At 41.8% G+C, this 16,811-nt stretch carries 16 protein-coding genes; 4 read left to right on the top strand and 12 right to left on the bottom strand.

All coding sequences use genetic code 11. The features are described from left to right. The first annotated feature begins 5 nt into the window (after positions 1 to 5). Positions 6 to 722, top strand: a complete 717-nt coding sequence (locus ACFOWS_RS00325; protein ID WP_379761897.1) for a TrmH family RNA methyltransferase — start codon at positions 6 to 8, stop codon at positions 720 to 722. A gap of 185 nt (positions 723 to 907) precedes the next feature. On the opposite strand, the gene porT is transcribed toward ACFOWS_RS00325, so the two are convergent. Both porT and ubiE read right to left on the bottom strand, forming a co-directional pair. Further along, positions 908 to 1,603 (bottom strand): type IX secretion/gliding motility protein PorT/SprT, encoded by a 696-nt coding sequence (gene porT / locus ACFOWS_RS00320; RefSeq protein WP_366584593.1) that lies wholly within the window; start codon positions 1,601 to 1,603, stop codon positions 908 to 910. A 4-nt stretch (positions 1,604 to 1,607) separates the two neighbouring features. Beyond that, on the bottom strand, positions 1,608 to 2,336 hold the full coding sequence (ubiE, locus tag ACFOWS_RS00315) for a bifunctional demethylmenaquinone methyltransferase/2-methoxy-6-polyprenyl-1,4-benzoquinol methylase UbiE (RefSeq protein WP_379761896.1): 729 nt from the start codon (positions 2,334 to 2,336) through the stop codon (positions 1,608 to 1,610). A 193-nt stretch (positions 2,337 to 2,529) separates the two neighbouring features. On the opposite strand from ubiE, the gene trkA reads away from it, so the two are divergent. Both trkA and ACFOWS_RS00305 read left to right on the top strand, forming a co-directional pair. Beyond that, a complete protein-coding gene (gene trkA / locus ACFOWS_RS00310) occupies positions 2,530 to 3,879 on the top strand; it encodes a Trk system potassium transporter TrkA (protein ID WP_366584589.1) in 1,350 nt (449 codons plus the stop codon). Continuing rightward, positions 3,879 to 5,369: a TrkH family potassium uptake protein gene (locus ACFOWS_RS00305; protein ID WP_379761894.1), complete on the top strand. Its 1,491-nt coding sequence runs from the start codon at positions 3,879 to 3,881 to the stop codon at positions 5,367 to 5,369. Before trkA ends, ACFOWS_RS00305 begins: the two co-directional genes overlap by 1 nt. Before the next feature lie 150 nt (positions 5,370 to 5,519). Here ACFOWS_RS00305 and ACFOWS_RS00300 read toward each other — a convergent pair whose 3' ends face one another. Both ACFOWS_RS00300 and ACFOWS_RS00295 read right to left on the bottom strand, forming a co-directional pair. After that, positions 5,520 to 6,707, bottom strand: a complete 1,188-nt coding sequence (locus tag ACFOWS_RS00300; protein ID WP_366584585.1) for a pyridoxal phosphate-dependent aminotransferase — start codon at positions 6,705 to 6,707, stop codon at positions 5,520 to 5,522. Between the two features lie 13 nt (positions 6,708 to 6,720). After that, entirely contained in the window at positions 6,721 to 7,824 is a 1,104-nt protein-coding gene (locus tag ACFOWS_RS00295) for a fatty acid desaturase family protein (protein ID WP_366584583.1), read from the bottom strand. Positions 7,825 to 7,938: 114 nt separating this feature from the next. Between ACFOWS_RS00295 and rsmG the strand changes: the two genes are divergently transcribed. Continuing rightward, complete coding sequence (gene rsmG / locus ACFOWS_RS00290) at positions 7,939 to 8,574, top strand: 16S rRNA (guanine(527)-N(7))-methyltransferase RsmG (RefSeq protein ID WP_379761893.1); 636 nt, start codon at positions 7,939 to 7,941, stop codon at positions 8,572 to 8,574. A 387-nt stretch (positions 8,575 to 8,961) separates the two neighbouring features. On the opposite strand, the gene ACFOWS_RS00285 is transcribed toward rsmG, so the two are convergent. The 8 genes from ACFOWS_RS00285 to ACFOWS_RS00250 form a co-directional block, all read right to left on the bottom strand. Continuing rightward, a complete protein-coding gene (locus tag ACFOWS_RS00285; RefSeq protein WP_379761891.1) occupies positions 8,962 to 9,126 on the bottom strand; it encodes a hypothetical protein in 165 nt (54 codons plus the stop codon). A 78-nt stretch (positions 9,127 to 9,204) separates the two neighbouring features. Beyond that, positions 9,205 to 10,242 (bottom strand): DJ-1/PfpI family protein, encoded by a 1,038-nt coding sequence (locus tag ACFOWS_RS00280; protein ID WP_379761890.1) that lies wholly within the window; start codon positions 10,240 to 10,242, stop codon positions 9,205 to 9,207. Positions 10,243 to 10,316: 74 nt separating this feature from the next. After that, on the bottom strand, positions 10,317 to 11,276 hold the full coding sequence (locus ACFOWS_RS00275) for a GlxA family transcriptional regulator (RefSeq protein ID WP_379761889.1): 960 nt from the start codon (positions 11,274 to 11,276) through the stop codon (positions 10,317 to 10,319). An 8-nt stretch (positions 11,277 to 11,284) separates the two neighbouring features. Next, entirely contained in the window at positions 11,285 to 12,049 is a 765-nt protein-coding gene (locus ACFOWS_RS00270) for a creatininase family protein (RefSeq protein ID WP_379761888.1), read from the bottom strand. Positions 12,050 to 12,137: 88 nt separating this feature from the next. Continuing rightward, entirely contained in the window at positions 12,138 to 13,766 is a 1,629-nt protein-coding gene (pruA, locus tag ACFOWS_RS00265; RefSeq protein WP_379761887.1) for an L-glutamate gamma-semialdehyde dehydrogenase, read from the bottom strand. Between the two features lie 76 nt (positions 13,767 to 13,842). Beyond that, positions 13,843 to 14,229: a Co2+/Mg2+ efflux protein ApaG gene (apaG, locus tag ACFOWS_RS00260; protein WP_366584572.1), complete on the bottom strand. Its 387-nt coding sequence runs from the start codon at positions 14,227 to 14,229 to the stop codon at positions 13,843 to 13,845. 3 nt (positions 14,230 to 14,232) lie between these two features. Next, the gene (locus tag ACFOWS_RS00255; RefSeq protein ID WP_379761886.1) at positions 14,233 to 15,429 is read right to left on the bottom strand and encodes a DUF3667 domain-containing protein; all 1,197 of its coding nucleotides are present in this window, start codon (positions 15,427 to 15,429) and stop codon (positions 14,233 to 14,235) included. Between the two features lie 29 nt (positions 15,430 to 15,458). Next, complete coding sequence (locus ACFOWS_RS00250) at positions 15,459 to 16,703, bottom strand: type IX secretion system plug protein (RefSeq protein ID WP_379761885.1); 1,245 nt, start codon at positions 16,701 to 16,703, stop codon at positions 15,459 to 15,461. Positions 16,704 to 16,811 lie beyond the last annotated feature (108 nt).

The following is a 16,811-nucleotide window of genomic DNA, read 5'->3' as shown; positions in this document are numbered from 1 at the left end:
TTTAGATGGTTACGAAAAACCAAATTAAACTAGTTGTAAGCTTAAAGCAAAAAAAGTACCGAAGTCAACATGGACTGTTTGTGGTGGAAGGCCAAAAGACTGTAGATGAGTTGTTGAAATGGGGCCTGAAAGCCCATACATTATTTATTGATGGTTCGCAAAACCCAACGGATTTTGAAACTGCGGAGATTGTTTCCAAGGCTGAGATGAAACAAATGAGCAGCTTAACAAATCCCAACGGCGTGCTGGGCGTTTTTTACATGCCCGAAACCAAAAAAATAGATGATTCTGATTGGATTTTGGCACTGGATGCGGTTCGAGATCCCGGAAACCTGGGAACAATCATACGGCTGTGCGATTGGTTTGGCATAAAAAATTTGGTATGTTCTGAGGATACGGTGGATTGTTACAATCCAAAAGTGCTGCAAGCCACAATGGGTTCCATTGCTCGTGTAAATATTGCCTACCTAAAACTTGAAGCGTATCTGAAAAATTCAAAGCTACCGGTTTTTGGTGCTTTTATGGACGGGGTATCTGTGTACGCAAAAGAACTTACAACTAGTGGTATTTTGGTGATGGGTAATGAAGCCAATGGTATATCACCCGCGGTTGCCGAATATATCAACGAGCGTATTGCAATTCCCCAATTTGGTGAACCCACTGCGGAAAGCCTCAATGTGGCCACGGCAACGGCTATTCTTCTGAATGAAATAAGACGGTAAACCTCTGGATTTTTCGATTTTTGGACGATAGGATTTTTTGAATTTTGCTATCCAACTATCCAACTATCCAACTATCCAACTATCCAACTATCCAACTATCCAACTATCCAACTATCCAACTATCCAACTATCCAACTATCCAACTATCCAACTATCCAACTATCCAACTATCCAACTATCTAACGCTACTCAAACGTAAAATTGATAAAAATCCCTCTGGTGCGCATGGCATTGATGTTTCCGGTCCAGGGACTGTTGGGGTCTTCATCGGGAACCAACTCATCAGAAAGGGCAAAAACACCACGAATAGAGGGTGTGAACTTGAAGTATTCGGTGTAAAAATCGATACCAAAACCCAGTTCGTACCCGTACACGTTCTTTTTCATCCGGAATTCACCACTGCTGTTATCGTCTAAGCTATCTTCTTTGCTCCCTAAATTCAATGAAGTGTAAACGCCACCTTCAATAAAGGGTTTCCAGTTGCCAAAACGCTTGGCACTGACCTTCAGCAACAATGGAAAACGAATATAAGTGGACCGCACTTCTCGCAATGCATCAGCTTGACTGGTAAACCCGGGAAAGCCCAGAGTTCTGGCGGTGTACAACAAGCCTGGCTCAAAACGGGTGTCCAAATAGTCATTGATACGCATTTCTCCGATCAAGCCTACATTGAATCCAAGGCTTTTATCGACCAAAATATCACGACCAATATCATTCTTGTATTCAAATTGAAAATCATATTGATTGAAGCCCAAGTAATATCCCCAATTCAAGAACTTCTTATCCTCGGTCTGAAGATTAAGGATATGATCATCGGTGAACTGTGCCAAGGAAGTTGTGCATGCCAACAGCAAGCTGAACAGAAGAAAGACGTTTTTCATTAATCTATTTTGTGGCGACATAAATGGAGGCAACTCCAAATGTCTGGGGTTTGTTCTCTATTCCTATAAACCCAATTTTGGCCAAAATATTGTTGAAGGCTTCACCATGTGGAAAAACAGATGCAGATTCACTCAAATATGCGTAGGCCGAACGGTCTTTTGAAAAGATTTTACCAATGGTGGGAAGAATATGGTTACAATAAAAACTATATCCTTGTTTAAAAGGGGTTTTTGTGGGCACGGAAGTTTCCAAGACCATAAAGGTGCCTGTTGGTTTCAATACACGGTAGATTTCAGCCAGTCCCTTTTCCAGATTCTCAAAGTTTCGCACGCCGAAGGCAACCGTAACCGCATCAAAAGAGTTGTCTTCAAAAGGTAGATCCTCACTGTCGCCCACCACCATTTCTATGGTATCCTGCAGGTTTTTGTCCACTATTTTTTCCTTACCAACTTCCAGCATGCCGGGGGAAATATCCAGACCAATGATTTTTTCAGCCCCGGTCTGGGTCATGGCAATGGCCAAATCCCCTGTTCCCGTGGCTATGTCCAATACGGTTTTGGGAGCTTTTACCTTGAGCAGTTTCACCATTCGCTTACGCCACTTTAGGTCTATTCCAAAGGAAATGACGCGGTTGAGACCATCATAATTTTTGGAAATGGTGTCGAACATTTGGCGTACTTGTTCCTTTTTTCCAAGCTGTGACTCCTTGTAAGGCGTAACTTTTTTTGACATCAATAGAATTTGTTGGCAAATATACAATTTAGCAATATGGGAGGTGGACAAAAATATTTGTGTAATTTTGCTCAGCAATGGGACATCCTTCCGTATGTTGTTAAAAATATGTTGTTTAGGTCCCGACCACTATTCTTTTATCATTTGTAGCACACAGATTGAACGTATTCAAGAACACATCTTATTTTAATCGATGAAAATCATAATTGCAGGAGCAGGTGAGGTAGGGTTTCATTTGGCAAAACTTTTGTCGTATGAAGCACAGGATATTACATTGATTGACACGGACAAGGAGAGTTTGGCCTATGCAGATACCCATTTGGATATTCGAGTGCTCCGTGGTGATGCCACGTCCATACAAGTGCTACGGGATGCCCAAGTGGATTCCTCAGAACTGGTTATTGGGGTGACCGCATCGGAAACCACCAACATCACCCTTTGTTTTTTGGCAAAGCAGTTGGGCTGTAAGCGTACCATTGCCCGAATTTCAAACACGGAATTCATGGACAACCGCGAATCTTTGCGGTTTCAAGATTTGGGTATCGATGAACTCATTTCACCAGAACGCCTGGCCGCGATGGAAATCCAGTTAATGCTCAACCAGTCAGCTTTTAACGACACGTATGAGTTTGAAGGTGGTTTATTGACCATGTTCGGAGTTATCCTCCCAAGGACTGCACCCTTCGTGGGCAAAATGGTAAAAGAGGCCGCCCGTATTTTTCCAGAATTGCACTTTATGCCCATTGCCTTACAACGAATGGGAACACAATACACCTTGATTCCTCGTGGGGATACTGTCTTTAAAGAAGGCGATCAGGTATACTTCATTACCTCGGATAAGGGTGTGGAAGAATTGTACAAACTTACTGGAATGCAGAAGCAGGAAATCAAAAATGTGATGGTGCTCGGTGGCAGTAAGGTAGGTTTTAAAACGGCTCGTGACCTGTGCAACAAGCGTTTCAATGTAAAACTCATCGAAAAAAACAAGGAAAAGGCTTTTGATATTGCGGATGAACTGCCCCATGCCCTTGTCATTAATGGAGATGGACGCAATGTAGAGCTTCTGGAAGAAGAGAGCTTGGAATCCATGGATGCATTTATTGCCGTTACCGGAAATTCAGAGACCAACATCATGTCCTGTTTGGTGGCCAAGTCCAAAAAAATAAAAAAGACTATCGCTTTGGTGGAGAACATGGATTATTTTCAGCTGTCGCATTCCATTGGTGTGGATACGCTCATCAATAAAAAACTGCTTGCAGCGAACAGTATTTTCCGATACATCCGAAAAGGTGAGGTGTTGGCCTTGACCCGATTGAACAACCTCAATGCTGAGATTTTGGAGTTTGAGGTAAAAGCTTCTTCACTTGTGAATGGTGAGATTATCAAGGAATTAAACTTTCCACGGGAGGCAAGCATTGGTGGGGTCATCCGAAATGGTGAAGGCATCATCGCACTGGGTGACTTTAGAATTAAAGAAGGAGACAAAGTAGTTGTATGTTGTTTGCCCAAGGCCATCCCAAGGATTGAAAAGTTGTTCCTGTAATGAGACTCAACACGCGTATTATCATCCATATTATGGGTCTTTTGCTCCTGTGCAATGGCTCTTTTATGCTTTTGGCAGCTTTTGCCAGTGGTATCTTTAAGGATGGTGCTACTTTGGACATAACCCTGGCAGCGATTGTTACCATGCTTTTTGGTATGATGGCCATGTTCTACACCCGAGGCCATAAAAAGGAAGTAAAGCGTAAAGAGGGTTATATCGTAGTGACGTTTGGATGGATTGTGATGTCCATTTCTGGGATGTTGCCTTATCTTTTTTCAGGTTCAATTCCTTCCATTACCGATGCATTTTTTGAAACAATTTCTGGATATACCACTACTGGGGCTTCCATTTTAAACGATATTGAATCCCTTCCTGAAGGTATTCTCCTTTGGAGGAGCCTTACCCATTGGATTGGGGGGATGGGTATTATTGTTTTGGCCATTGCCATTCTTCCATTGCTGGGCATTGGGGGAATGCAGTTGTTTGCGGCTGAAGCACCCGGTCCAGGAGGTGATAAATTACATCCCAGGATTACGGACACTGCAAAACGACTGTGGTTGATTTATTTTGGATACACCGTCTTGGAGACCCTATTGCTGAGATTGGCTGGTATGACGTTTTTCGATGCCATCAACCATTCGTTGGCTACCATGTCTACCGGGGGGTTTTCCACCAAGAATGCCAGTTTGGCTTTTTGGAACAACGAACCCTTGATACAATACATCATTATTGTTTTTATGTTTTTGGCGGGAAGCAATTTTGTACTCAGCTATTTTGCCTTCACTAGAAGGGTGCAGCGCATCCTAAAAGACGAAGAGTTTAAGTACTATTTTGGCTTTATAGCCATTTTTTCCATTTTAGTGGCTTTGGGCATCTACTACAAAGCGGATGTAGTTGTTTCGGAATTTCACCCAATGGTCTGGGGAAGAGTAGAAAGTGCATTTAGGCACTCTCTTTTTCAAGTCATAGCAGTGGTCACCACTACAGGTTTTGTGACTTCGGATTTTACTTCTTGGACGCCTTTTTTGACCGTCTTTTTCTTTGGATTGATGTTTTTGGGCGGTTCTGCTGGTTCTACCGCAGGTGGAATTAAGGTGATGCGCCATTTGATTATCATCAAAAATGGCATTTTAGAGTTTAAACGAACCTTGCATCCCAACGCAATTATTCCCGTTCGGTATAATCAAAAGACGGTTTCAGAGCATATCGTGTACAACGTGATCGCTTTTTTTGTGCTGTACATGCTACTTTTTATCATAGGGTCTTTGGTGCTGGGCTTCTTGGGACTTGATTTTATCTCAGCGGTTGGAGGCGCGGCCTCTTCTTTGGGAAATGTTGGACCGGCTTTTGGTAGCTTAAATCCCGTGAGCAATTATGATAGTCTTCCCGATGCTGGAAAATGGTGGTGTGGATTCTTGATGTTATTAGGGCGATTGGAACTGTTTACCGTTCTGATTATCCTAACGCCCTATTTCTGGAAAAAGACATAAAAAAAACCTCCAAAAATTGTATTCAGGAGGTTTTTCATTATTTACTATTCTGAATCTATTCTGAATCGTCACCCTGAACTGGTTTCAGGGTCTCATCCCATCTTTCTGAACAGAATGGGATGCTGAATCAAAGTTCAGCATGACGCACTCTTAAACCACCGCCTTGATCCTGGCAATGGCTTCTTTAAGCTCTTTTTCCGATGCTGCGTATGAGATACGGATGCAATTGGGATTTCCAAATGCTTCACCGGTTACGGTAGCCACATTGGCATGTTCCAACAGGTATAGGGCAAAATCAGATGCATTGTTGATCGTTGTTCCGTTCAAGGTCTTTCCAAAGAAAGCCGAGATGTCCGGGAATACATAAAAAGCACCTTCGGGAACGTTAAGGTTAAACCCTTCAATTTCGCCCAACAATTGTAATACCAAATCCCTTCTTTCATGGAACTTGTCTATCATATACTGAATCTTGCTCACGGGCGCTTCCAAGGCAGTGATCACTGAGCGTTGTGCAATGGCATTGGCCCCACTGGTCACCTGACCTTGTAATTTGGTACAACCCTTGGCAATCCATTCAGGAGCTCCAATATACCCAATTCGCCATCCGGTCATGGCAAATGCTTTTGATACGCCGTTTACGGTAACCGTTCTGTCGTACATCCCATCAATCCCTGCAATACTGGTATGTCCACCTTTGGTGAAGTTGATGTGCTCATAGATTTCGTCAGAAACTACATAAATGTCTGGATGTTTTTTCAATACCTCTGCCAAACCTTCCAATTCAGCTTTGCTGTACACAGAGCCACTGGGGTTACATGGTGAACTGAACCAGAGCATACGTGTTTTTGGGGTAATGGCCGCTTCCAATTGTTCTGGTGTCATTTTAAAATCGGTATCAATGCCTGTTGGAACTTCAACGGGAACACCTTCCGCCAACTTTACAATATCGCTATAACTTACCCAATATGGGGCGGGAAGAATTACTTCATCACCGGGATTCAATACTACCATGGCCACATTGAACAAGGATTGTTTTGCTCCTGAGGACACTACAATTTGGCTTGGACCATAATCCAAGTTATTGTCTCGTTTAAATTTAAGGGTGATGGCCTTTTTCAACTCGGCGTAGCCATCAACTGGGGTGTAGCTGCTATAATTGTCATCAATGGCTTGCTTTGCTGCATCCTTTATAAAATCAGGAATATTAAAGTCGGGTTCTCCCAAACTCAAGCCAATGATATCCTTTCCTTCATTTCGTAATTCCCTGGCTTTGGCCGCCATGGCCAAAGTTGCTGACGTGGACATGTTCTGAATCCTGTCAGATAAATGGTTGCTCATCGATTTTGCTATTTTACTGGTACTGAAGTGCCGGGTTTTTTCCCAATTCCTTCAAATGTTTGAAGTGCGAAATTATAGCTTTTCTGGTAGTTTTATACTCGTTGTAGGGCAAATTAAATTCCCGTGCCGTCTGTTTCACAATTTTGGAAATTTTTGTGTAGTGTATGTGGCTGATATTTGGGAAAATATGGTGCTCTACCTGATGGTTTAGCCCGCCCGTAAACCAGTTTACAATCTTGTTTTTTGTGCCAAAATTTACGGTGGTGAACAATTGGTGGATGGCCCATGTATTCTTCATGTTGCCTGCATCATCAGGCAAAGGTTGTTCGGCATCATCAACAATATGTGCCAATTGGAATACTACGCTCAAAATTACACCGGCCACATAGTGCATAATAAAAAAGCCAAGTAGTACCTGCCACCATGCTACGCCTCCAAAAATCATGGGGAGTACGATCCAAATGGTCAAATAGATGATTTTAGTAATTACCAAAGTGCTCCAGTTAATAACGGGATTGGGTAGTTTTCCATAGCTCAACTTACGCTTCATGTAGCGGTACATTTGCTGGAAATCCGTAGTGATAGCCCAATTGAAGGTGAGCAATCCGTAGAGAAAAATGGAGTAAAAATGTTGAAATTTATGATGTTTGCGCCATTCGGCATGTTTTGAGAAACGCAAAATCCTGCCGGCTTCCATATCCTCGTCATGTTCGTGGATATTGGTGTAAGTATGGTGCAATACATTGTGTTGAACTTGCCAGTTATATACATTTCCTGCCAAAATATAAATACTGCTACCCATGATTTTGTTCACCCATTTTTTATTGGAATAGGAACCGTGATTGCCATCATGCATGACATTCATGCCCACTCCGGCCATGCCCACGCCCATGGTAATGGAGAGCAATAGGTAGGCCCAAAAGGGTAGGTGAAGGGTTAAAATCAAAAAGTAGGGGGTCAAAAAGATGGCGAACATCACTATGGTTTTCAAGTGAAGTTTCCAGTTCCCAGTTTTCTTTATTTCATTTTCGTTGAAGTATTCGTTTACTCTTTTGTTCAAGGTTCTGAAAAATTGTGCAGAATCCTTTCTTGAAAACCGGATGGTACTCTTATCCATAAAAAAAATTTTTACAAAGGTAGCCAAAAACCACCTTTTAGAATTTCATCATATTGTTAGAACGGTGTTAACCTGTTCAAAAGTATTAATTTTGCTAAAATTAACAGCCTTAGGATGAATGCGGATTTGGTCTTCAATTATTTTACGACGCTCAATGATGTGCAAAAACAGCATTTCAGGGATTTAGAGTCACTATACAAGGATTGGAATCAAAAGATAAATGTGGTTTCTCGAAAGGATATTGATGAGCTTTACCTCCGTCATGTGTTACATTCGTTGGGTATAGCCAAGATTCAGGCATTCAATGAAGGGTCCGAAATTCTTGATGTAGGTACCGGTGGCGGTTTTCCCGGAATTCCGTTGGCCATTATCTTTCCTGAGGTAAAATTTACTCTTGTAGACGCCATTGGGAAGAAAGTAAAAGTGGTTCAGGAAGTTATTGATGGACTTCAATTGGAAAATGTTACGGCCATCCATTCGAGGGTAGAAGATATAGACGGGCAGTTTGATTTTATTGTCAGTCGCGCCGTGGCAGCTATGCCCACATTTGTTCACTGGACAAGGGGAAAAATAAAAAAAGACCCCGCCCATGAACGTAAAAATGGCATTTTTTACCTTAAGGGCGGCGACCTTTCGGAAGAGTTGAAAGATTATAAAACCGTTCAAATCTTCGATTTAAAAGACTATTTTCAGGAGGATTTCTTTGAGACCAAAAAGGTGGTCTACCTGCCCCAGAAGTTTCGGGGTTGATTTACATTTAGGTGTTCAATACCCTATAGTAAACCCCTCTGCACTTTCTGGAATACGTTTTGGCATACTGCCACTTACTGTTCAACCATTTGGCCAATTTCCCCCAAACATTTACTCGCTCTTTCATCTTAAATGGGTTTTAATGTATAAAAGTAATCAGATTACGTTTAGTTTACAATTAATTAACGTTAAATTTACATTAATAGTGCATGTTTTAAGTCATTTGTGGCAAAAATAATGGTCTCACAACTTTGGGATGTACAGTAAGTTATTGTGAATCAGAATAATAAGAAATGAATGGTCTTACTGGTGAATTCCAATTTATATTAACCATGGTTTGATGTAGGAAAGCAGGTCGTAGTGGGTTCAGTGGCTGTATTTAGGAAATTATGGTTGCCATTGGTTAAGGTCACCATCTGAAAATTGGACATCTTCCTTGGTATAGCTATCATATTCAATGTGCTCATCAGATATGGGCTTCATATTGCAAACAAGACATATTCCCAGTTCTACATATACTTTATCATGGCAATCCAGGCACATGGTGGACATGGATAGGTGTTACTTTGACCATGGATGTAGGGTAGAAGCAAAATAAATTAGAAGTTAAGAGAATTGGTTCTCTCAACATCATAATTTTTGAAACAGCTCTCCTTCTTGGCTTAGCTTGTACCCAATAATAACATCAGCTTCATTTCTTTGAAAGAATACAGGTTCGTTTCTTACATCGGAGAAAATATCATCTTTTTCGTGATAAACTGGGTAGGAAACACCATTAATTTTTGCCTCTAGGTTGCCCTCCCGCTCATTAAAGGTTAGATTGAATTCCGTGTTGTTCTTGTATTTATAGCTGCCCTCGAAATTTTTGAAGAAAGCATCTGATTTCCTTTTGGAATAGGGGTTGTCGTCAGAGAGAATTAATCCATTGCCCAAGTTCCAATTGTCATATTCCATGTAGTAGGCAGTCCGTTTGGCGGCATTCAACCCTTGAAGTTTGGCCACTAAGTGAAGGGCACCATCTATTCCGGCTGATATCCCCGCCGTGGTGATGACCTTTCCATTGTCCACAAAGCGGACATTTTTGCGTACATCGATTTTTGGATAGTTCTTCTCTAAATCATCCAGTGCATTGTGAAAGGTAGTTGCTGTCTGTCCGTTCAAAATTCCAGCTTCGGCCAAAACAAAGGCTCCGGTGCAGACCGAAAAATGATATTGTATGTTCTTTTGCCGCTGTACCCAATCTATCACCTTTGGGTTCTGGGAGGCCGCACCCGAATTGCCTCCAAAGAAAGCCAATATATCAGCGTTAGGGGCATTATCCACACTGTAATCTGGGGTAACGGTTAGAATTCCTTGCGATTTTATGGGTTGCTGGGTAGCTGAGACCGTAAAAACTTTGTATCCAGCATAGGCAAAAACCTCCATAGGCCCTGCAAAGTCCAACACCTCAACCCCGTCCTGTAGATAAAAGGCAATGGTTTTTAAATCACTTTTTTTGATGAGCACCATATTACAATGTGAGCAAACGCCCGGTGAATCGTGCTCGGTTTCATCACAAGAGGCCCCACAGGGTGGGCAAATGTAAGTGGATTCCATTGGGATGCTGTTTTGGGCCAAGGAACACAAAGTGACCAGGCAGGTGGCTAAAAGAAAAATTGACTTGTTCATTTTTTGATGATTTAGTCAAAAGTACACCTTAAAGAAAAGTGCCCAAAGGACAATCATCCGCAGTATTGGGACAATTATTCGCGCCAATCCGAAGGGAGAGAAGTAGTGTGCTTTTTAAGAAGTGACCGTAGTTGATTTGGGCTTTGTAATCCACAGGCCGAAGCTGCAGCACTTACTTTTGAGCCAGAAGTTAGCATTTGTATGGCCCTTTCTACCCGAAGCTTCTCCACGTACTCACCAATGGTTATGCCAGTAGTTTTCTTGAACAACCGTGTGAGATTTCGGGAACTCATAAATACGCTTTCAGCTACTTCTTCTATGGTAGATTTGGTACTAAGGTTTTGGGCCAACATATCCTGAACCTGATGGATTCGGGTGTCGATATGGTTTCTGTATTGTAGAAAAACACTGAGTTGGGGGTCACTTTCGGTACGACGCAAATAAATCACCACTTCTTTGGCAATTTTGGTGACCAATACGGGTCCATAAAGTTCCTCCAAAACGAACATGGCCAAATCAATTCCGGAAGAAACCCCCGCGCTGGAATAGAGACTATCATCCTTAACAATCAACCTGTCAGAGAGCACTTTGGTTTTGGGAAATTTGGTTTGAAAATCTTCCAAGTACCTCCAATGGGTGGTACATTCCCGTTCATTAAAAAGGTTGGCAAATGCCAAAAGATAGGCGCCTGTGCACACGGAGCAAATTTTGGCACCATTGGCATGTTGTTTTCGAAGCCATTCAAAAAAAGGCTCTATAGATTGAATGAAATCATTTTTTTTAATCAAATCTGACTCTAAACCGGGAATAAAAAGAAAGTCATTAGGACCCAGCTCATAGGTGTGGAAGGGTTCTAAATTCCCCAGTAGCACTCCGGCACCAGAAATTTCCTCGATTGATGTCCCCAAGCTAAGATAATGAGCGGGGATATGCACTCCATAATCATTGGCTTCATAGAAAATATGCGCAGGACCGGTCATGTCCAGTAATTGAACCTTGGGAGGAACCATGAAAAAAACACGATGCTGAGACATTTCTATTCTTATTCGTAAAGGTCATTGGTATCCGCTTGGGCAATATCAATAAACAATTGCCCCATTTTTTCACAAACGGCCTTAAAGAATCGTTCGCCTTTTTCTTTGGAGGCCATACTTGGGTCTCCAACCCCAGTATCTTCACTAATTTTTGACCATGGGCGCTCTGTCCATGCCCAACCTTCTCTAAATGCCTTGATTTTATTCTTTTTTTCGGCCCCACTGCCCCAATCTTTTTTGGGCAACACCAATTCTGGGGCAAGATGAAGAAGGAGACTGGTTTCCATTTCATCGGCATGGTCTCCGGGGATATCAAAATAGTGTTTCCGATCTAACATGGCCGGCCAGAAAGTGAAGCAAATGAACATGTTGGAAAAAAGAAGGCTTAATTCGCGAATAATCGATTTAAAATTGTTTCCGCCATGACTATTCAGAATCATGAGTTTATGGACACCTTGCCTATCCAAAACTGTTATTAGGTCTTTTAAAATGGACAGTTGTGTGCTGGGATTTAGGTTCATATCCAGATAAATGTCAGACTGACCTGTGTTCACCCCAAATGGAATTGTAGGCAGAACCATAACTTTTGCACCTTGTTCCCAAGCTATTTTGGCTGACTCTTCGGCAATGGCCGTTCCTTCTATGGTGTCGGTGGAATAGGGTAGGTGATAATTGTGAGCTTCGGTGGCGGCCCAAGGCAATATGGCCAATTCAATGGACTCATTTTTCAGGTGTTTCCAGTTGGTTTCAGCCAATACGTAAGGTCTAGACATTTGAAATAGATATTAGTCGGACATAAAAATAGCCGTTATCTCCTCAATTTTGGACATAACGGCTATCTATTTAAGTCAATTTTTTTAATTATCCCAGGAATGGATATCTATAATCTTCAGGGGTTACAAAGGTTTCCTTTATCAATCTTGGAGAAACCCATCGCAACAAGTTTTGTGCGGAACCGGCCTTGTCATTTGTTCCTGATGCTCTTGCACCACCAAAAGGCTGTTGGCCTACAACGGCTCCAGTAGGCTTGTCATTGATATAGAAGTTACCGGCACAGTTTTGCAATGCTTTGGTGGCTTCGTCAATGGCATAACGGTCTGCGGAAAGCACAGCGCCGGTCAATCCATATTCGGAAGTGCCATCCACCAATTTTAAGGTGTCGGCCCAATCCTTATCGTCATAAATATATATGGTAACCACGGGACCGAAAAGTTCGGTGCACATGGTAGTGTATTTTGGGTCGGTGGTTAAAATAACCGTGGGTTCCACAAAATAGCCTACGGATTTGTCATAATTGCCACCAGCAATAATTTCCGCATTATCATCTTTTTTGGCTTGGTCAATGTATTTGGCCAATTTATCAAAAGAGCCTTCATGAATCACCGCGGTAATAAAGTTGCTCATATCCGCAGGAGAACCGGGCTTGTTGAAGGATGCCAAATCAGCTTTCACAAAATCCAAAATTTCATGGGCTGTGGACTTTGGCAGGTATACCCGCGAAGCAGCACTACACTTTTGTCCTTGCAGCTCAAATGCACCCCTAACGATGGCGGTGGATACTTGTTTTGGTTTAGCGGTAGGATGGGCGATAATAAAATCTTTACCACCGGTTTCCCCAACAATTCTTGGATAGGTTTTGTAATTGTGGATATTGTTTCCGATTTGTTTCCAAAGTTCCTTGAATACAAAAGTGGAACCTGTAAAATGCAATCCTGCAAAATCTGGGCTGGCAAGAATCACATCAGAAATCATTGCAGGGTCACCCGTGATCATATTGATTACACCATCGGGCAATCCGGCTTCTTTGAAGACATCCATGATTACCTTGGCGGAGTAGACCTGACTATCGCTGGGTTTCCAAATCACTACATTGCCCATCATGGCCATGCAAGATGGCAAGTTACCCGCTATGGCGGTAAAGTTGAATGGTGTAATTGCATAGGTAAAACCTTCCAGCGGCCTGTATTCCACGCGATTCCAGATGCCTTCTGAAGATTCGGGTTGCTCCGCATAGATTTGTGACATGTACTCCACATTGAACCTCAAAAAATCGATAAGTTCACAGGCTGCATCAATTTCCGCCTGATGGATGGTCTTGGACTGCGCCATCATGGTGGCGGCATTTATTTTTGCTCTGTATGGACCTGCAATAAGTTCCGCGGCTTTCATAAAAACAGCAGCCCGTTGTTCCCAAGTTAAATTGGCCCAAGCTTCCCTAGCTCCCAAACAACTGGAAATGGCTTCTTCAACATGCTTTTTCTCAGCTAATTGATACTGCCCTACCACATGTTTGTGTTCGTGTGGAGGAGACATAGGTTTGGTGTTTCCTGTTTTGATTTCTTTGGAACCGATGTAAAGTGGAACTTCTACCTGTCCATTGTAATAGGCGTTGTACTGATTCAGTACTTCTTCACGTTCTGGAGTGCCGGGGGCATAACTTTTTACGGGTTCGTTATATGCAGTTGGAACTTGAAAAAAACCTTTTCCCATATAGATGCGCTTTTTTTGATGTTAAAAATTCCATCAAAGGTAAGGAAACAAAGGCCGAATAGAAAATGATATGGATTTAGTTTATGGCGAAAGGGGCGGCAAATTTGAAAGCGGGAATCTCCACTTCAAATTCTTCTGTAGTGGCCAAGTTCACCATATGGTAATACCCGTGCATGGCACCAATGGGGGAAGCGAGTAAACACCCGGAACTATAGGTGTGTGATTTGCCTGGCTTAATGACCGGTTTTCTGCCGATTACGCCTTCACCATCAATGGTTTCAATGTCTTTGAGGGCATCAAAGATGTCCCAATGCCTAGCGGTAAGCTGAACAACATCCTTGCTCAAGTTTTCAATGGTAATGGTATATCCAAAGGCGTAGTGCATTTTGTAATTCTTAAAAAATGTGCCTTCAAAGGTGGTCTCCACCGATACTTTAATTCCTTTTGTGACTTGAGTGAACATAAGCTAATAGGTAAAAACACTTCCTGTAAACAACATGATTACCGTAAATACTGCCAAAAAGGTAAATATAGTGTTCAGAAAGAGATATTTAACAATCGTTTTGAACGTTCCCTGCCCGTAAAACTTCTTCATGGCCAAAAACAGGTATACACTAAATATAGTGATAAATATAGCTGCACTTGACACCTTAAAAATCGCATCTATTACCAAGCTAAGGATGAGCAAGATAAATAATAACGATTGGTTGTGAAAGCTAAAAATAAGATGATCGGTGTAGGTATATTTTTTTCTGATGTAGACCAACCAAATGAAGATGGCGAACACAGGTAAAAACAGGAAGATGACAAAAGGCAGCTTTGAGATGGTTGAGTTTATGAAATCGCTGGGATGATCCATTATCCGTAAAAAGCTATTGGAAACCTGAAATGCCATTTTATTGGAAAGGCTGCTAGGAATGTTATATTTCTCCTGTGCATGTTGAAAACTATATAGGGTATCCACTTGAATCATCCGGCCAAAAAATTCCATTTTTGACGAAAATCTGTTTATGCCGGAATTTTCCTCCTCCAAACTTTTAAAGTATCCCGAGGGGTCGGTGGCCATGAGTGAATCCCTATTCACTTTTTTTAAGTTTGTGGCCACTATAAGGGAATCCAGAATGCTCACGCCTTTCTTGACTTCTGGGGTATTGGCATCTGCCGGGTCCAAGTGCGCTAAGACTTCCGAAGTACGTTTTTTAAATTCAGTACTGTCCGATGAAAACGAATCTGAATTGGCATCATACATTATCGGTGATCCCATGGAAATATTTCTATCAAATCTGGAGGCGGCCCGATCTAATCCGGTAAAGCGGTTGTTGAAGGTTACCATAAGGAAATAAAGGAACGCCAAACTCAATAAAAACCGAAATGGATTGGTATATGTAACCCGTTTGCCATTAATATAATCCTTGGTAATAGTCCCTGGCCTGACCAATAAAACGGACAAGGTTTTTAAAAGCTTGGAGTCATAATTGATTAAACCTGAAAAAAACTCATCCACAAAATCTTTCAAAGACAGCTTTTTGGTACTGTTGGCCTGTGAGCAACTTGGGCAATATTTGTCACTGGTATCCAAAGGGTGCCCGCAGTTTAAACACTGATCGCCCCTATACCTAAGTTCGTAACGGCCTTTACTGACCAAGCTGTCTTTTTTTCCCATGCCCCAAAAAGGATTTGAAGCTAAGATAATTAATTGCTGATAGTTCTGGAATTCACGGAACCTATACCTATTATACTGTCATATAGCTCACCAAAATTTCTATAGTAGACCAGAATGAGATAATTGTTTTCGGTAAAGTGGAAATCACCGCTCACGAAGTTGGGTTCCAAAGTTCCATCGGCTCGTTCAACAACATACTTGTAGTTATAAAAGCCTTGTTTCATCAGTAAGGTAGCTTCAAATTTTCCAGTCTCCTCATTGAAGGTCATTTTGTTTTCTTCTGAAAGACCATAATTATTGAACTTTCCAACCACATATACATTGTCCAGCCCAATCTCATTGGTATAGGGAAGGCTGAAATGCACCTTAGTGTACTCCGCTTCGCGTGAAACATCTTCGCCTTGCAGGGTTCGTACCACAAAGTCTCCGTTGATATCGGGGAAATAGGTGTAAGGCTGATCGTTTCTATATTCGTTGGTGAACAGGTAGTGGTGGTAAACATCCTCAAATTCAATACGGGAGATTGCGAATGTGGGAGAGCGAAGGTCCTTGGTGTCAAAATTCAGAAACTCATTGCCCCCATAAAAACTAGTTTCCTGATCGTATTTATAGACCAGTTCAGACCCAATGGTGTATTGGGGCTTAATATTATACAGTGCTGTTGGCCAGTAATGATTCTGTAAAATGGCGACCTTTATCTCATTCTTGGGGTTTACTACGGTAAATGAAGCGGTATTAATAGTAAACTGCACTACCTGCTTTTCATTCAGAAAATTAAAATCCCGAGAGCGCTTCACCACACCGCCTACGGCCAAAGCATCTTGATATACAACAAACCTTCTTGAAAATTGAAGGTCACCATAGCTATTATAAATTTCCAGCACATAATTTCCACTGACCTTCAGTCGAACATTTTCATTAGGAATGCTCAATCTGTAGTTGGAATAGGGCTGCAAGGTGGTGTAACTGTTTTCATAGTCAATGATGCGCTGGTTGTCGTTCCCTACCAAATACTGCGATTTTAGAAGCTGGGATGGGGTCCAATCGTAATCGCAGTGGATTATTTTATAATAATAGTCCTGTTCATTGGCAGTAAGGTCATCAAATTCCAGCGTCATGGATTCACCCAACTGAATAATGGGAAACTGATCTTCCGTTGGTCCTCTAAAAATGATGGTCTTTATGTTTTCTGGAGGATTTACCTCATGCTGAACTTGCGCGAAAACACTGGTTATACAGCACAAAAAAAATATTTGTTTGATCAAAAAGCGCATTTAGGCCTTATTTTTTGGGTAAAGGTAAACAAAAAGTGTGCCTTGAAAATTTAGGTCGATGTAATCCCAATTTTATGGTTAATAATTATGAAAACATCCCTTTTAGTA

It is taken from the genome of Flagellimonas marina (assembly GCF_042651185.1).
GTDB classification, from domain to species: domain Bacteria; phylum Bacteroidota; class Bacteroidia; order Flavobacteriales; family Flavobacteriaceae; genus Flagellimonas; species Flagellimonas marina.
This window is presented reverse-complemented; position numbering and strand designations above follow the sequence as displayed.

Bases quoted from the DNA above. Each gene is read 5' to 3' on its own strand.
- ACFOWS_RS00325 (WP_379761897.1), top strand. From the start codon at position 6: ATGGTTACGAAAAACCAAATTAAACTAGTTGTAAGCTTAAAGCAAAAA.
- porT (WP_366584593.1), bottom strand. From the start codon at position 1,603: ATGAAAAACGTCTTTCTTCTGTTCAGCTTGCTGTTGGCATGCACAACT.
- ubiE (WP_379761896.1), bottom strand. From the start codon at position 2,336: ATGTCAAAAAAAGTTACGCCTTACAAGGAGTCACAGCTTGGAAAAAAG.
- trkA (WP_366584589.1), top strand. From the start codon at position 2,530: ATGAAAATCATAATTGCAGGAGCAGGTGAGGTAGGGTTTCATTTGGCA.
- ACFOWS_RS00305 (WP_379761894.1), top strand. From the start codon at position 3,879: ATGAGACTCAACACGCGTATTATCATCCATATTATGGGTCTTTTGCTC.
- ACFOWS_RS00300 (WP_366584585.1), bottom strand. From the start codon at position 6,707: ATGAGCAACCATTTATCTGACAGGATTCAGAACATGTCCACGTCAGCA.
- ACFOWS_RS00295 (WP_366584583.1), bottom strand. From the start codon at position 7,824: ATGGATAAGAGTACCATCCGGTTTTCAAGAAAGGATTCTGCACAATTT.
- rsmG (WP_379761893.1), top strand. From the start codon at position 7,939: ATGAATGCGGATTTGGTCTTCAATTATTTTACGACGCTCAATGATGTG.
- ACFOWS_RS00285 (WP_379761891.1), bottom strand. From the start codon at position 9,126: ATGTCCACCATGTGCCTGGATTGCCATGATAAAGTATATGTAGAACTG.
- ACFOWS_RS00280 (WP_379761890.1), bottom strand. From the start codon at position 10,242: ATGAACAAGTCAATTTTTCTTTTAGCCACCTGCCTGGTCACTTTGTGT.
- ACFOWS_RS00275 (WP_379761889.1), bottom strand. From the start codon at position 11,276: ATGTCTCAGCATCGTGTTTTTTTCATGGTTCCTCCCAAGGTTCAATTA.
- ACFOWS_RS00270 (WP_379761888.1), bottom strand. From the start codon at position 12,049: ATGTCTAGACCTTACGTATTGGCTGAAACCAACTGGAAACACCTGAAA.
- pruA (WP_379761887.1), bottom strand. From the start codon at position 13,766: ATGGGAAAAGGTTTTTTTCAAGTTCCAACTGCATATAACGAACCCGTA.
- apaG (WP_366584572.1), bottom strand. From the start codon at position 14,229: ATGTTCACTCAAGTCACAAAAGGAATTAAAGTATCGGTGGAGACCACC.
- ACFOWS_RS00255 (WP_379761886.1), bottom strand. From the start codon at position 15,429: ATGGGAAAAAAAGACAGCTTGGTCAGTAAAGGCCGTTACGAACTTAGG.
- ACFOWS_RS00250 (WP_379761885.1), bottom strand. From the start codon at position 16,703: ATGCGCTTTTTGATCAAACAAATATTTTTTTTGTGCTGTATAACCAGT.